13 protein-coding genes are annotated in these 13,466 nt (G+C 67.9%); 5 read left to right on the forward strand and 8 right to left on the reverse strand.

Annotated features, from left to right (window positions below; all coding sequences use genetic code 11):
* Positions 1-43 precede the first annotated feature (43 nt).
* The 6 genes from yajC to pdxT form a co-directional block, all read right to left on the reverse strand.
* Complete coding sequence (yajC, locus tag ABIB29_RS05760; protein ID WP_354171097.1) at positions 44-451, reverse strand: preprotein translocase subunit YajC; 408 nt, start codon at positions 449-451, stop codon at positions 44-46.
* 234 nt (positions 452-685) lie between these two features.
* A complete protein-coding gene (gene ruvB / locus ABIB29_RS05765; RefSeq protein ID WP_354170866.1) occupies positions 686-1,798 on the reverse strand; it encodes a Holliday junction branch migration DNA helicase RuvB in 1,113 nt (370 codons plus the stop codon).
* The gene (gene ruvA / locus ABIB29_RS05770; protein ID WP_354170868.1) at positions 1,791-2,438 is read right to left on the reverse strand and encodes a Holliday junction branch migration protein RuvA; all 648 of its coding nucleotides are present in this window, start codon (positions 2,436-2,438) and stop codon (positions 1,791-1,793) included. The genes ruvB and ruvA overlap by 8 nt, the downstream gene beginning before the upstream one ends.
* Before the next feature lie 106 nt (positions 2,439-2,544).
* Entirely contained in the window at positions 2,545-3,123 is a 579-nt protein-coding gene (gene ruvC / locus ABIB29_RS05775; protein WP_354170870.1) for a crossover junction endodeoxyribonuclease RuvC, read from the reverse strand.
* A complete protein-coding gene (locus ABIB29_RS05780) occupies positions 3,120-3,875 on the reverse strand; it encodes a YebC/PmpR family DNA-binding transcriptional regulator (protein WP_354170872.1) in 756 nt (251 codons plus the stop codon). Before ABIB29_RS05780 ends, ruvC begins: the two co-directional genes overlap by 4 nt.
* 3 nt (positions 3,876-3,878) lie before the next feature.
* A complete protein-coding gene (gene pdxT, locus ABIB29_RS05785; protein WP_354170874.1) occupies positions 3,879-4,580 on the reverse strand; it encodes a pyridoxal 5'-phosphate synthase glutaminase subunit PdxT in 702 nt (233 codons plus the stop codon).
* Positions 4,581-4,661: 81 nt separating this feature from the next.
* Between pdxT and ABIB29_RS05790 the strand changes: the two genes are divergently transcribed.
* The 4 genes from ABIB29_RS05790 to ABIB29_RS05805 all read left to right on the forward strand — a co-directional run bounded on the left by ABIB29_RS05790 (position 4,662) and on the right by ABIB29_RS05805 (position 8,823).
* A complete protein-coding gene (locus ABIB29_RS05790) occupies positions 4,662-5,981 on the forward strand; it encodes a Mur ligase family protein (protein WP_354170876.1) in 1,320 nt (439 codons plus the stop codon).
* Positions 5,978-6,793 (forward strand): type 1 glutamine amidotransferase, encoded by an 816-nt coding sequence (locus ABIB29_RS05795; protein ID WP_354170878.1) that lies wholly within the window; start codon positions 5,978-5,980, stop codon positions 6,791-6,793. The genes ABIB29_RS05790 and ABIB29_RS05795 overlap by 4 nt, the downstream gene beginning before the upstream one ends.
* A 96-nt stretch (positions 6,794-6,889) precedes the next feature.
* Complete coding sequence (locus ABIB29_RS05800) at positions 6,890-7,990, forward strand: glycosyltransferase family 4 protein (protein WP_354170879.1); 1,101 nt, start codon at positions 6,890-6,892, stop codon at positions 7,988-7,990.
* Complete coding sequence (locus ABIB29_RS05805; RefSeq protein ID WP_354170881.1) at positions 7,987-8,823, forward strand: class I SAM-dependent methyltransferase; 837 nt, start codon at positions 7,987-7,989, stop codon at positions 8,821-8,823. Before ABIB29_RS05800 ends, ABIB29_RS05805 begins: the two co-directional genes overlap by 4 nt.
* Positions 8,824-8,835: 12 nt before the next feature.
* Here the strand turns inward: ABIB29_RS05805 and ABIB29_RS05810 are convergent, their stop codons facing one another.
* The gene (locus ABIB29_RS05810; RefSeq protein ID WP_354170883.1) at positions 8,836-9,615 is read right to left on the reverse strand and encodes an alpha/beta fold hydrolase; all 780 of its coding nucleotides are present in this window, start codon (positions 9,613-9,615) and stop codon (positions 8,836-8,838) included.
* 252 nt (positions 9,616-9,867) lie between these two features.
* Entirely contained in the window at positions 9,868-11,166 is a 1,299-nt protein-coding gene (locus tag ABIB29_RS05815; RefSeq protein ID WP_354170885.1) for a CapA family protein, read from the reverse strand.
* An 82-nt stretch (positions 11,167-11,248) separates the two neighbouring features.
* On the opposite strand from ABIB29_RS05815, the gene ABIB29_RS05820 reads away from it, so the two are divergent.
* A complete protein-coding gene (locus ABIB29_RS05820; protein WP_354170886.1) occupies positions 11,249-13,261 on the forward strand; it encodes a M3 family metallopeptidase in 2,013 nt (670 codons plus the stop codon).
* The last annotated feature ends 205 nt before the right edge of the window (positions 13,262-13,466 follow it).

The raw sequence follows: 13,466 nt of genomic DNA on the forward strand, positions 1-13,466 counted from the left end.
TGGCCCGCAGCCGTTACTTCGCGGGATAGCTCAAACAGGCAGACTAGCTGTCTTTCTTACCTTCGTCGTTGAGGCGGCGCAGGGTTTCTTCCGGCGTCTCCTCGCGCGGAGCGTCGTTGACGGGGGCGTGGCTGTCGGCCTGGTCGATGGTCAGCGAGGAGGCATCGTTGGGAACGACCGCGGGCTCCTCTGCGGCGACAACCGGTTCGACGATCTTGGTGACGGCCTGGCGGTGAACGGTGGCGGTGTTACCCGGGGAGAGTTCCAGCAGGACCTTGTTCTCTTCGTCGTCGATCTCGACGATCCGGCCGTACAGGCCGAAGCTCGTCATGACCTCGACACCCGGGGCGAACTTCGACTGGAGCTGCGCCTGCTGCTGCTGGGTCTTCTTGTTGCGGCGGAACATCATAAAGACGAAGACGCCGAGCATGGCGAACAACAGGATGGTCATGATGTCGATGCCGCCGCCGGCCTGCGGCTGGGTCTGGGCAGAAATAAGTCCGAACACAGGAATAGTTCCGTTCTGTACTTGCGTAGCTGGTTTTACAGCAACGTCCGCTTCGCTCCGGGCCGGCCGCGAATCATGCCCAGCCGACGGCGGCCAGGTGCTGGCCGCGCACAGAAACAAAGACCCGAACGTGCCGAGCGTCATTCCAGTCTAAAGGGAAAAGGCCACAGAGCGGTGCTATTGACTATTACGGATCCATTCCGGATCAGCGTCCTGGCCGAGCCCGTCCGGCAGGTCCGGGCTGTCGTCCTCTGCACGGAAGAGCTCGAGCGGGTCCTGCGCGAAGATTCCGGGCGGCACCGCGAACCCGAGGTGTGTCCAGGCCGGGGCGAGCGCGATGCGCCCCCGCGGGGTTCGTCCCAGCAGTCCCTCGCGGACGAGATACGGCTCGGCGACGGTTTCCACCGTTTCGGTCTCTTCGCCGACGGCGATGGCCAGGGTGGACAGTCCCACGGGCCCTCCGCCGAATTTGGTGATGAGAGCCTCCAGGACGGCACGGTCGAGACGGTCCAGGCCCCGCTTATCGACCTCGTACATGTCCAGCGCCGCGGAGGCGGCGCGTGCGTCGATCTGCTCAACGCCGTGCACCAGCGCCCAGTCGCGGACCCGGCGCAGGAGCCGGTTGGCGATGCGGGGCGTGCCGCGCGAACGGCCCGCGATTTCGCTGAAGCCGGCGGAGTTGACCTTGAGGTCCAGGAGGCCGGCGGAGCGCCGCAGGACGAGCTCCAGTTCGGCCACGGAGTAGAACTCGAGGTGGCCGGTGAAGCCGAAGCGGTCCCGGAGCGGCCCGGGCAGCAGGCCGGCGCGGGTGGTGGCCCCCACCAGGGTGAAGGGCGGGAGTTCCAGCGGGATGGCGGTGGCGCCGGCACCTTTGCCAACGACGATGTCGACCCGGAAGTCTTCCATCGCCATGTAGAGCATTTCCTCGGCCGGCCGGGACATCCGGTGGATCTCGTCGAGGAAGAGCACTTCACCTTCGGAGAGCGAGGACAGGATGGCTGCCAGGTCCCCGGCATGCTGGATGGCGGGACCGCTGCTGATCCGCAGCGGGGCGTTCATTTCGGCCGCGATGATCATGGACAGCGTGGTTTTGCCCAGCCCGGGAGGGCCGGAGAGCAGGACGTGGTCGGCGCTGCGGCCGCGCATGCGCGAGGCTTCCAGGACGAGGGAGAGCTGCTTGCGGACCCGGTGCTGGCCGACGAAGTCGTGCAGGTTCTTGGGCCTGAGGGCGGCTTCGATGACACGCTCCTCCGGCTCCTCTCCCCCGGCGACAATCGACGGCTCAGCCACGGGCGCCTACCCTGTTTCCGGCGCGGGCGCCGTCCTGGCCCAGCCAGCGGAGGGTGGCGCGCAGGATCTCGGCAACGTTGCCCTTCTCGGCCAGTTCGGGGGAATCAGCCAGGGATTTGTCGATGCTGGCGGTGGCGTCCTTCTCGGACCAGCCAAGACTCGTCATGGCTGCGACGACCTGAGGCTTCCAGACCGTTTCGGAGGACGCCGCCGGGGCCGTGGCGCCGGTGGCGGTGCCGTGCGGCACGAGCTTTCCGGCGAGTTCCAATACGATCCGGCCGGCGACCTTGGGGCCGATGCCGGGCACTTTCGTGAATGCCTTGCCGTCGCCGGAGTGAGCGGCGACGCGGATGGCTTCGGGCTCGTGCACGGCCAGGACGGCCAGCGCCAGCCGGGGGCCGACGCCGCTGACGCTGAGCAGGACATCGAAGACTTCGCGTTCGTCGTCGCTGCCGAATCCGAACAGGGTGAGGGAATCCTCGCGGACGATCAGGGAGGTGAAGAGTTTCCCCTCCTCGCCGGTGCGGAGCCTGCTGAGGGTCTGCGGCGTGGCGTTCACGCTCATGCCGGCGCCGTTGAGGTCGATCACGGCGGAGGACAGGCCGACGTGCGCTACGGTTCCGCGGAGAAAACTGATCAAAGCCGGGCTCCTGAAAATTCAGCTGAAAGATAGAACCGGGAAGACCCGGCTATCCGAACATATCTACGAATACCCTATCAAGTGCTGCCACCGGACAGCCGGACATTCAGCGTGAACGGCGCGCTTTGGCCTCCGCGTCCGCCCAGGCCCGCTGGGCCGGGGTCAGGGAGAGGCTGCCCGGTCCCGTGGTGGCGACCGCGGCGCCGCTGCCGGCCCGCCAGGCGTGGGTGATGGCCAGCGCGAGGGCGTCGGCGGCGTCCGCCGGGCGGGGCGGGGCGTCGAGCCGGAGGATTTTGGTGACCAGTTTAGTGACCGCGTCCTTGTTGGAGGTTCCGCTGCCGGTGACGGCGGCTTTCACTTCTGACGGGGTGTGCAGGGCCACCGGAATGCCGCGGCGTGCGGCGGCGGCGATCACGACGCCGGAGGCCTGTGCAACCCCCATCACGGTGCTGACATTGAGCTGCGAGAAAACGCGTTCGACGGCGAGGACGTGCGGTTCGTACAGGTCGAGCCACTCGTCGATGGAGGTGGCGATGACCAGCAGGCGCTGGTCCAGGCTCTCCGCCGGGGAGGTTCCGACGACGCCGAACGCCACCATGGTGGCGCGGCGGTTCTTTTCGACGTCCACGACGCCGATCCCGCAGCGGGTGAGGCCCGGATCGACGCCGAGGACGCGGAGGGTCACTCGGATTCCAGTGCGGCCTGCACTTCGTCGCTGAGGTCAGCGTTGCTGTAAACGTTCTGGACGTCGTCGAGTTCCTCGAGGGCGTCGACAAGCTTCATGAACTTCTTGGCGGCGTCGAGATCCAGCGGGACCTGCATGGACGGGACGAACTCGGCCTCGTCGGTGTCGTATTCCATCCCGGCTTCCTTGAGCGCATCGCGGATGGCCTGCAGGTCGGTCGGCTCGGAGTGGATCTCGAAGCTGTCGCCGTTGTCCTTGACTTCCTCGGCGCCGGCGTCGAGGACGGCCATCAGGACGTCGTCCTCGGTCAGGCCGTTCTTGGGCAGCGAGACGACGCCTTTGCGGGAGAAGAGGTAGCTGACCGAGCCGGGGTCGGCGATGGTGCCGCCGTTGCGGGAGATGGCGAGCCGGACCTCGGACGCTGCACGGTTCTTGTTGTCCGTCAGGCATTCGATCAGCAGCGCGGAGCCCTGCGGTCCGCGGCATTCGTACATGATCTCGGTGTAGTCCACAACTTCGCCGGTGAGTCCGGCGCCGCGCTTGATGGCGCGGTCGATGTTGTCAGCGGGTACCGAGGTCTTCTTGGCCTTGGTGACGGCGAGTTCCAGGCTCGGGTTGCCGGCGAGGTCCGGGCCGCCCATACGTGCGGCAACTTCGATGTTCTTGATCAGCTTGGCGAACGACTTGGCCCGGCGGCTGTCGAGGATGGCCTTCTTGTGCTTGGTCGTCGCCCATTTGGAGTGGCCTGACATGCTTTACGCTTCTCCTCTGATCATTCGAATAAACAATTCATGCACGCGCTTCTCCCCCGTCACTTCCGGGTGGAAGGAGGTGGCCAGCAGCTTGCCGGAACGCACAGCAACAATTCTAGCCGCCCCGGCCAGCGCCTCGGGGTGGGAGGCCTTGGAAGGTTCCACGGTGGCGAGGACCTCCACGCCGGCGCCGACGCGCTCCACCCAGGGTCCGCGGATGAAGACCGCATGGACAGGGGCGACTCCGCCGGCGGTGGCGCTGAAGTCGAGGCCCTTGAAATCGAGGTCCGTCTCGAAGGACTCGCGCTGCCGGCCGAAGGCGTTCCGGCGCACCGTGATGTCCAGTCCGCCGAAGGTCTGCTGCGGATTGCCGCCGAGGTCCTTTGCAGGGTCAGCGATCTCGTCCGCGAGGAGGATCATCCCGGCGCAGGAGCCGTAGACAGGCAGCCCGTCGTCGATGCGTTGGCGCAGCGGGTCGCGGAGCCCGAAGGCGCGGGACAGTTTGTCGATGGTGGTCGATTCGCCGCCGGGAATAATGAGGCCGTCGAGGCCGTCGAGCTCGGACGGCCGGCGCACGCCGGTGCCCATGGCGCCGGCCGCTTCCACGGCGTGCAGGTGTTCGCGGAAGTCGCCCTGAAGTGCGAGGACGCCGATCCGCAGCCCTGTTCCCACGCGGGAAGAGGGCGCAGAAGTGGGGTTGGTCATCGGACCAGCATAGTGGCCCGGACACGTTCCCTGCCGCCTCCCGGCGGGTTTCCATGCCGCCGCTGGGATATATTACAGAGCATGTTTTACTTCAGCGTTCCGCTCGGCAAGCTCGTCCGCCGGGTCTCCCGGCTTAGGGGCGGAGGCTCCGCCCTTCCCGGGCTCGTGGTTGAAAAGATAGACCCCGGTTTCATGCGCAGGACCCTGTCCACACTGCCGCACGGCGTCGCCGTCGTCAGCGGCACGAACGGCAAAACGACCACCACGAAGATGGTGGTGGAACTGCTGGAAAGCCAGGGCCTGAAGGTTTTCACCAACCGCACCGGCAGCAACTTCACCCGCGGTGTGGCCGCGGCGCTGCTGGGCGAAGTGGACTGGCGCGGACGGCTGCACGCCGACGTCGCCGTGCTGGAACTGGACGAGGCCCACGCGGTGCACTTCGTCAACCAGGTCCCGCCGCGCTACTGCCTCCTGCTGAACGTCCTGCGGGACCAACTGGACCGCTTCGGTGAGATCGACAAGACCGCGCAGCTGCTGCAGCACATCGCCTCCAAGACCACCGGTACGGTCGTGCTGAACCGCGAGGACCCGCGCGTCGCGCGCATCGCGGAAGCGCTCACAACAGACACCGCCACCGGTCCCGACGTCCTCTATTTCGGCCTCGACGATTCCCTGCTGAGCACGTTCCCGAATGACGACGAGATGCGGGCTGCCCCCGGGAGTCCGGTGCCGCCGGCTCCTGCGAAGCCGCACGCCGACGTCGTGCTGCGCCGGGTGGGTGCGGCGGACGCGGATTTCGAGTACGACGGCGTCACGGCCAGCACCTCCATGAAGCTCCGCGGCGTCTATAACATCTTCAACGCCGCGGCCGCGCTGACCCTGGCCAGGGCCATTGCGGTGGGGGACCCGGTCCCTGGAAAAACGGCTGTTGCCGACAACGAGGGCCTGCTGAAGGCGCTGTCCCGGGTGGCGCCGGCGTTCGGGCGCGGTGAGAGCCTCGTCGTCGACGGCCTGCCGCTGGAACTGGTGCTGGTGAAGAACCCCAGCGGCTTCCGCCTCGGTCTGAAGTCCTTCCCGGCCGCGGGTTACGCCACGATGATCGCGATCAACGACAACTATGCCGACGGCCGGGACATGTCGTGGCTGTGGGACGTCGAGTTCGACACCCTGCGGGAGGCCGGCGTGGACCAGTTGAGCGGCTCCCGCGCCTACGACATGGCGCTTCGCCTGCAGTACGACGACGTCGCGATCGGCGCGGTGAATACCGAGATTGCGCCGGCATTGGCGGCTTTCATCAGCGGCGCCAGGGACAAGCCAAAGCGGGTCTTCTGCACCTACACAGCAATGCTCGCGATTCGCCGCGAGCTGTCCAAAATCACCACAGTGGAGGTGGTCTCATGACCCCCCAGTCCCCCGCCGGCGAATCCGGCCCGTCCAGCGAGTCCACGTTCTCCTTCGGGCACGAGCTGCCGCCCGAGGAATCCCCGGCGCCCGGCAAGGGCATCATCCGGGTCCTGCAGCTGTACCCGCGGGACATGAACATCTACGGCGACTGGGGCAACGCCCTGGTGCTGGCCCAGCGGCTGCGCTGGCACGGGTACACCCCGGAGCTGCTCGAGTACAACGTCGGCGACACTTTCCCGTCGGACATCGACCTGATCGTTGGCGGCGGCGGGCAGGACAGCGGCCAGCTCGTCATCCAGGATGACCTGCTGTCGCGCGAGACCGTCCTGAAGGAGCTGGCCGAGAACGGCACCCCGATGCTGGTGATCTGCGGGCTCTACCAGCTGTTCGGGAAGTTCTTCAAGACCCGGACTGGCTCTGTGATCCCGGGAATCGGCATCCTGGACGTGGAGACCCACGGCACCGACGAGCGGCTGATCGGCAACGTGTCGGTGTCCTCCCCCGAGTTCGGCACTGTCCTGGGGTACGAGAACCACAGCGGCCAGACCACCCTCGGTCCGGGCGTCTTACCCCTGGGCACCACAGCCAAGGGCACCGGGAACAACAGCAGCGACGGCCAGGAAGGCGCACGCTACCGGAACATCGTGGCGAGCTACCTGCACGGCTCCCTGCTGCCCAAGAACCCGGCGCTGGCGGACTTCCTCATCCGCACTGCCGCCGAACGAAAATACGGCAGCTTCTCCCCCGGCGCTCCGGACGACTCCTACGCCCTCCTCGCCCGCGAACACGCGGCCCGCCGCCCGCGCTGACGGCCAAGGCGCGGTGCGAGGTATCCGGGTAGCATGGGTTTCGCGCGCCGCGCCCCGCGGTCTGTCGCATAACCGTCGCTCGAAATGGAGTCCGCCATGGTTGCCGATCCGGATCCCGAACTGGTTTTCGCCATCCCGGGCGACCTCTCAGCGCCCACCGGCGGCTACGCCTATGATCGCAGCCTCCTGGCGCACCTGCCTGGCTCCGGCATCCGGGTGCAGCACCTTCAGCTCCCGGGCTCGTGGCCGACTCCCACCGCAGCTGACGTTGAACACACCAGGGGCCTCCTCGGGTCGCTTCACGACCGGGCCACCGTCCTGGTGGACGGACTCGCGTTCGGCGCGTTCCCGGACACGCTGCTCGAGAGGTTGCGACAGGGGACCGGCCATCGGATCGTGGCCCTCGTCCACCACCCACTGGCACTGGAATCCGGGCTCCAGGAAGACGAACGCCGGTTGCTTGAGACAACCGAGCGCCACGCCCTGGCACGTGCAGCGCACGTGATTGCCACCAGCGCGATGACAGCCCGGACGCTGACCCGCGACTACGGCGTCCCGGCCGGAAAGATCACGGTCGCCCGTCCTGGGACACTCCCAGCGCGCCGCGCGGAAGGTTCCGGCCGCACGCGCGGGGCGGAACTGTTCTGCGTCGGATCAGTCTCCCCGCGCAAGGCCTATGGCGTCCTTGCCTCGGCACTTTCCCAGCTGACTGATCTGGACTGGCACCTCACCATCGCCGGTGAGACGCACCGGAACCCGGTCGAGCACACCCGCGTGGCAGCCCTCGTCGAGACCCACGGCCTTGCCGAGCGGGTCACATTTGCCGGTGTCCTGACGGCAGATGAGCTCGACGCCGCCTACCATTCCAGCGACCTCTTCGTCATGCCCTCCCTCTATGAGGGCTACGGCATGGCATTGGCCGAGGCCATGTCCCACGGCCTGCCGATTATCTGCACCACCGGCGGGGCGGCCGCCGAGACGGTGCCGGACGAAGCGGCCGTCAAGGTCCCGCCCGGGGACCCGCTCGCCCTCGGCACCGCGCTCCGTCTGCTATTGACCGGTCCGCAGCAACTCGCCATCCTCGGGGAGCGCTCCTGGGCGGCCGGGCAGACTCTTCCGCTCTGGTCCGACACGGCCAGCCGGGTCGCTGGCGCCGTGCGCGCCGTTGCCCGGTTGCTCCCGGAGCACGCGGCATGAGCGCTTTCAGCCCGGAGTGGCTGGCACTGCGCGAACCGGCCGACCACCGGGCCCGGGATGCGGATCTGGAACAGCAGATGGCTGCCCACTTCGCGGCACGCAGTCACGTCAGCGTGGTGGATCTGGGCTGCGGTTCCGGGTCCAATCTGCGGGGCACCGCGCAGTTCCTGCCGGACCACCAGTCCTGGCGGCTGGTGGACTACGACGCGCAGCTGCTGACTTTGGCCCGGCACCGCCTGGTCGAGTGGGCTGACGACAGCCGGACCGAGGGCGCCCTCCTCCGGCTGCGCAAGGACCACAAGCACGTCAACGTCAGCTTCGTCGAGGCTGACCTCACCCGTGAGTTGGCGCAAGTGCTGACGCCGGCGCCTGATCTTGTCACGGCCGCCGCACTGTTCGACCTGGTCTCGGAGCCGTGGCTGGAGCTGTTCACGGCCGCCCTCGGCGCGGCCGGGCTGCCGCTCTACACCGTCCTGAGCTACGACGGCCGGCAGGAATGGCAGCCACCCCACCCGCAGGACGGGCGTGTGCTTCGCGCGTTCAACAGCCACCAGCAGTGGGACAAAGGCTTCGGTCCGGCTACCGGCCCGCGCGCCGCGACTGTGCTGTCCGGGCTGCTCGAGGCGCGCGGTTACGCCGTGCACACCGCCGGCTCGCCCTGGCTGCTCGGACCGGATGATCTGGATCTCCGGCACGAACTCGCCACCGGCATCGCCGCAGCCGCTTTGGAGACACAGGAGCTGACAACGGAAGAAATCGACGGCTGGCTGGCCGCCCGCCGGGAGCCGGGCCAGGCCACAATCGGCCACACCGACATTTTCGCCACGCCCTAGCCACGGCGCCGTTCAGCCCGGACCTATGAACGCGAGGACGTCCCGGGCTATGCGGCTGCTTGAGGCTGCCCGGACATGGCCCTTCCCCTCGTACCAGATGAGGGTGCAGTCCGGGATGAGCCCGGCGGTCTCACGTGCAACGTCCTGCGGAAAGAACTGATCCGACCCCCCGCACAGCAGCAGCACAGGCCGCCGGATGTGCGGGAGCACCGTCCGGGAATTAAATCCCACCTCTGCCTCGACTTCGGTCAAAACGTCCTCCAGCGGATAGCCGGCCCCGGTCAGCAGCAGGCGGCTGATCACCGGTCCGAGCAGCCCCCGGAGCCAGCGCAGCCGCTCATTCGGGATCAGATACTCCGCGAAGACCGTTCCCGCGCCGTCCGTGTCACCGTCCGCGATGGCCTGCGCCATCCGGGAGTCGACATCCTTGCCCCAGTCACTCAGCTCCGTAGCGGTGACCACCATGGCCATGTGGCCAAAAGTCTCGGGATGCCGCGCCGCCAGATACTGGGCGATCATTCCGCCGAATGACTCCGCCACGACGATGTCCACGCGCCCGCCGAACTCCTCGGCTATCAACTGCGCATAGTCATCAGCCATGTCCTTGGCCCTATGATCCGGCGGCATCCCCCGGCGCCGGGTGACAATCCACACGGAGTAGCCGGCCCGGAACAGGGGGGCGAACTGCCACCGCAGCATCCGGCGGAGCATCCCCTGGGGAACCGTGCTCCCGGGGCCGCCCTGGATGAAGAGGAGCGTTTTCGTGCCGTTGCCCAGGCTCAGGTAGTCCATGCCGTTAGGAAACGCCCCGCTCCGGGTTCCCCGGTCCGCCGTCGATCCTCTGCCCACGAAAGCCTCCTGTCCGGTGGTGACAGGAGCTGCCCCCAAGCGGTCGCGTCATCACCAACGTATGCGCCGGCCGGGACCAGGACAAGACCTGCCGCCCCTCGGACGCTTCCGGTTCCCCAAAAATGCCGGCGAGATGCCACACAGCAGGTGGACGGTCGTTAATCCAGGCGCCTTCCGGTCTCGTTCCGGCAAGCCCTACGGCTCCCTGGTGATGAGGAGTTCGTGGGCGCCGGCGGCCGCGGCCCCCATGGACTCGACCGCGGTCTGGGTGCGCTGGCGGGTGGCCGCGTCCGCCGCGGCACCCGCGCATGAACCCTGCGGCGCGTCGGAGGCGACCGAGCACCAGCGGTAGGGGCCGCGGACAATCACCGACGGCGCCCAGGCCAGGTCGGAGGCGGTCCAGGTGCCGGCGGTGTCCTGGCTGAACTGGACCCGGACCAGCAGACCCTCGTTGTTCACCACATAGTTCGGCGAGAGTTCGGTGATCCCGTTGCCCAGGCCGTAGGCAATCCAGGTGCCCTTGTACTGCTCGATCGGCAGGACCGAGTGCGAGTGGTGGCCGTAGATCATGGTGAACTGGCCGCTGTCCGCGAGGGCATGGGCGACGCTCTTCTGCTCGGCGTTGGGCACGCTCGAATATTCGTCGCCGGCGTGCATGGCGCCCAGCACGATATCCGCACCGAGGTCCCGGGCCTTCTTCGCCTTGGCGATCATGACCTCGGGGTCGAGCATGTCCACCTGCCAGGCCGCTTCCGGGAGCTGTCCGTTGAGCCCGTACGTCGCACTGATCACGGCGATCTTCGCCGCGGCGGTCGGCAGGATTAGGACGCCCTCGGCGTCGGCTTCGCTCCGGTAGGCGCCCGTGTGCTGCAGCCCGGCAGCGTCCAGGGCATCCAGGGTGCGGACCAGCCCGGCGGTGCCGCGGTCAATGGTGTGGTTACTCGCGGTGGTGCAGGCCTGGTAGCCCACCTGCTGGGCCGCTGTGAGGATCTGCGGCGGAACGTTGAAGGAGGGGTACGCGGAAAAGGGCCCGGCCGGGCCGGCCACTGGCGTCTCCTGGTGGCAGATCGCGAGGTCACTCTTCTCGATGTACTTGCGCTGGCCCTCAAGCAGCGGCCCGAAGTCCAGGCCTTTGGCGCCGGTGGCCAGGGCGTCCGCGCGGGCCTGCTCCCAGAGCTGGGCGTGGACCAGCATGTCCCCGGTGACCACAACCGAGGTGCAGCGGACGGCCGCGCAGTCCGGCCCCTTCCCCGGCGTCGGCGTCGCCGAAGGGCTGGGAGTGCCCGACGGCGACGCCGCCTGGGTCGCTGCCGGCGTCGCTGTCGGGCTCTGGGCCGCCGCCGGGCCGGAGGTGCTCCCGGCCGCCGGCGGGGAGCCTGGGGCGGTGCTTTCGGATTGGGCACCGATGCCGCAGGACGTCACGGAGGCCACAAGGGAGAACGCAGCGGCGGCGGCGAGCAAACGGCCGCGCAGCTGGGGGGTGATGGTACGCATGGCGCCCATCCTACGGCGGCACCGGACCCAACACGCGTAGCAGACCGTTGAGACTCGCCCCATTACATGAAAGAGTTATTTCATGACCAATCCCCTGTTGAGCCCCAGCCCCCTGCCGTTCGGTCTGCCCCCGTTCGCGGACATCACCGACAAGCACTACGCCGAAGCCGTGGAAGCCGGCCTCGCCGGGCACCTCGCTGAAATCCAGGCCATCGCGGACACCCCGGAGCCAGCCACATTTGAAAACACCGCACTGGCAATGGAGCGGTCCGGACAGCTCCTGCAGCGTGCGGCGGCGTCGTTTTTCACCCTCGTCTCGGCCGACGCCTCGGACCCCATCCGCGACCTCGAGACCATCCTGTCCCCGCGGTTCTCGGCCCACCAGGACGCCGTCTACCTCAACCGGGGACTGTTCGAACGGTTCTCCGCGGTCAACACGGACCAGCTCGACGCCGAGTCCGCCCGGCTCGTGGACGAATACCTCAAGGAATTCCGCCAGTCCGGCATCCAGCTCGACGACGCCGGCCAGGAACGGCTCAAGGCTGTCAATGCCGAGCTCTCCCGGCTCGGAACCGAGTTCGGCCAGCGGGTGAAGGAAGCGATGAAGTCCGCTTCGCTGCTGCTCGACGACGCCGCCGAGCTCGCCGGGCTGCCTGCTGATGATGTTGCCAGCGCCGCGGAAGCCGCCCGCACCGCCGGTCACGAGGGCAAGTTCCTGCTGACCCTCATCCAGCCCAGCAACCAGCCCGCCCTTGCTGCCCTCGAAAGCCGGGACGTCCGCCGCCGCCTGTACGAGGCCTCCATCGGCCGCGGGAGCGACGGCAGCACCCTCGACGTCCTGGACCTGGTGAAGGACCTGGTGAGGCTCCGCGCGGAGAAGGCGGCGCTGCTGGGCTTCGCCAACTACGCCGAACTCGTCGTGGACCAGCAGACCGCCCCGGACTTCGCCGCCGTGCAGACGATGATGAACCGGCTCGCACCGGCCGCAGTCCGGAATGCCGACGCCGAGGCCGAAGCGCTGGCCGAGGTCGCCGGCCACCCCCTCGAAGCCTGGGACTGGGCCTACTACTCCGCCAAGGTCAAACGCGAGCGGTACGCCGTGGACGAGCAGGCCCTGCGCCCGTACTTCGAGCTGGACCGCGTCCTCAACGACGGTGTGTTCTTCGCCGCCAACGCGCTCTACGGCATCACCTTCCACGAACGCGCCGACCTCGCCGGCTACCACCCGGACGTGCGCGTCTGGGAAGTCCGCAACGCGGACGGCACCGAACTGGGGCTGTTCCTGGGCGACTACTACACGCGCGAGTCCAAACGCGGCGGCGCCTGGATGAACTCCCTCGTGGAACAGTCCGGCCTGCTCAACACCCGGCCCGTGGTGATCAACAACCTCAACATTTCCAAGCCGCCGGCCGGGGAACCCACGCTGCTGACCCTGGACGAACTACGCACCACGTTCCACGAGTTCGGCCATGCCCTGCACGGTCTGTTCTCCTCGGTCACCTACCCGCGTTTCTCCGGCACCTCCGTGCCGCGGGACTTCGTGGAGTACCCCTCGCAGGTGAACGAAATGTGGATCATGTGGCCGGAGGTCCTCGCCAACTACGCCCGCCACTATGCCACCGGAGCGGCACTGCCGCAGGAGGTCGTGGACAAGCTCGACGCTGCGCAGCTCTGGGGCGAGGGATTCGGCACCACCGAATACCTGGGCGCGGCCCTGCTGGACCTCGCCTGGCATGTGCTGGATGGCTCCGAGGTGCCCGAGGATGTCCTGGAATTCGAGGCCAAGGCGCTGGCCGCGGCCGGCGTCGCCCATCAACTGATCCCGCCGCGCTACCGCACCGGCTACTTCCAGCACATATTTGCCGGCGCCGGCTATGCCGCAGGCTACTACTCCTACATCTGGAGCGAGGTGCTGGACGCCGAGACGGTCGAATGGTTCAAGGACAACGGCGGCCTCACCCGGGCCAACGGGGACTTCTTCCGCGCCGAACTGCTCGCCCGGGGCAACAGCCGCGACCCGCTGGACTCCTTCCGCGCCTTCCGCGGCCGCGACGCCGAGCTCGAACCCCTCCTCAAGCGCCGCGGCCTCGACTAAACCCCATAAAAAAGCGAGTCCGGCCGGCCACCTGGGATAGGTGACCGGCCGGACTCATTCAATCAGGAGCGCCAGGCGAAGGGCGGTGTGATCCGGCCCCGTGCGTAAAAGGGGCCCCGCGCGCCGAGCAGCCGCTCAGCTGCCAACAAGGGGCGGGGAATAGCACGCAGAGGATCAGCGCCGTCCGGCGCCCCCAAGGCGCGAA

The organism is Arthrobacter sp. UYEF36, assembly GCF_040547025.1.
Lineage (GTDB): Bacteria > Actinomycetota > Actinomycetes > Actinomycetales > Micrococcaceae > Arthrobacter.

Excerpts from the sequence above, each read along its gene's own strand:
- yajC (WP_354171097.1), bottom strand. The coding sequence starts at position 451 with ATGACCATCCTGTTGTTCGCCATGCTCGGCGTCTTCGTCTTTATGATG.
- ABIB29_RS05780 (WP_354170872.1), bottom strand. The coding sequence starts at position 3,875 with ATGTCAGGCCACTCCAAATGGGCGACGACCAAGCACAAGAAGGCCATC.
- pdxT (WP_354170874.1), bottom strand. The coding sequence starts at position 4,580 with ATGACCAACCCCACTTCTGCGCCCTCTTCCCGCGTGGGAACAGGGCTG.
- ABIB29_RS05790 (WP_354170876.1), top strand. The coding sequence starts at position 4,662 with ATGTTTTACTTCAGCGTTCCGCTCGGCAAGCTCGTCCGCCGGGTCTCC.
- ABIB29_RS05795 (WP_354170878.1), top strand. The coding sequence starts at position 5,978 with ATGACCCCCCAGTCCCCCGCCGGCGAATCCGGCCCGTCCAGCGAGTCC.
- ABIB29_RS05800 (WP_354170879.1), top strand. The coding sequence starts at position 6,890 with ATGGTTGCCGATCCGGATCCCGAACTGGTTTTCGCCATCCCGGGCGAC.
- ABIB29_RS05805 (WP_354170881.1), top strand. The coding sequence starts at position 7,987 with ATGAGCGCTTTCAGCCCGGAGTGGCTGGCACTGCGCGAACCGGCCGAC.
- ABIB29_RS05810 (WP_354170883.1), bottom strand. The coding sequence starts at position 9,615 with ATGGACTACCTGAGCCTGGGCAACGGCACGAAAACGCTCCTCTTCATC.
- ABIB29_RS05815 (WP_354170885.1), bottom strand. The coding sequence starts at position 11,166 with ATGCGTACCATCACCCCCCAGCTGCGCGGCCGTTTGCTCGCCGCCGCC.
- ABIB29_RS05820 (WP_354170886.1), top strand. The coding sequence starts at position 11,249 with ATGACCAATCCCCTGTTGAGCCCCAGCCCCCTGCCGTTCGGTCTGCCC.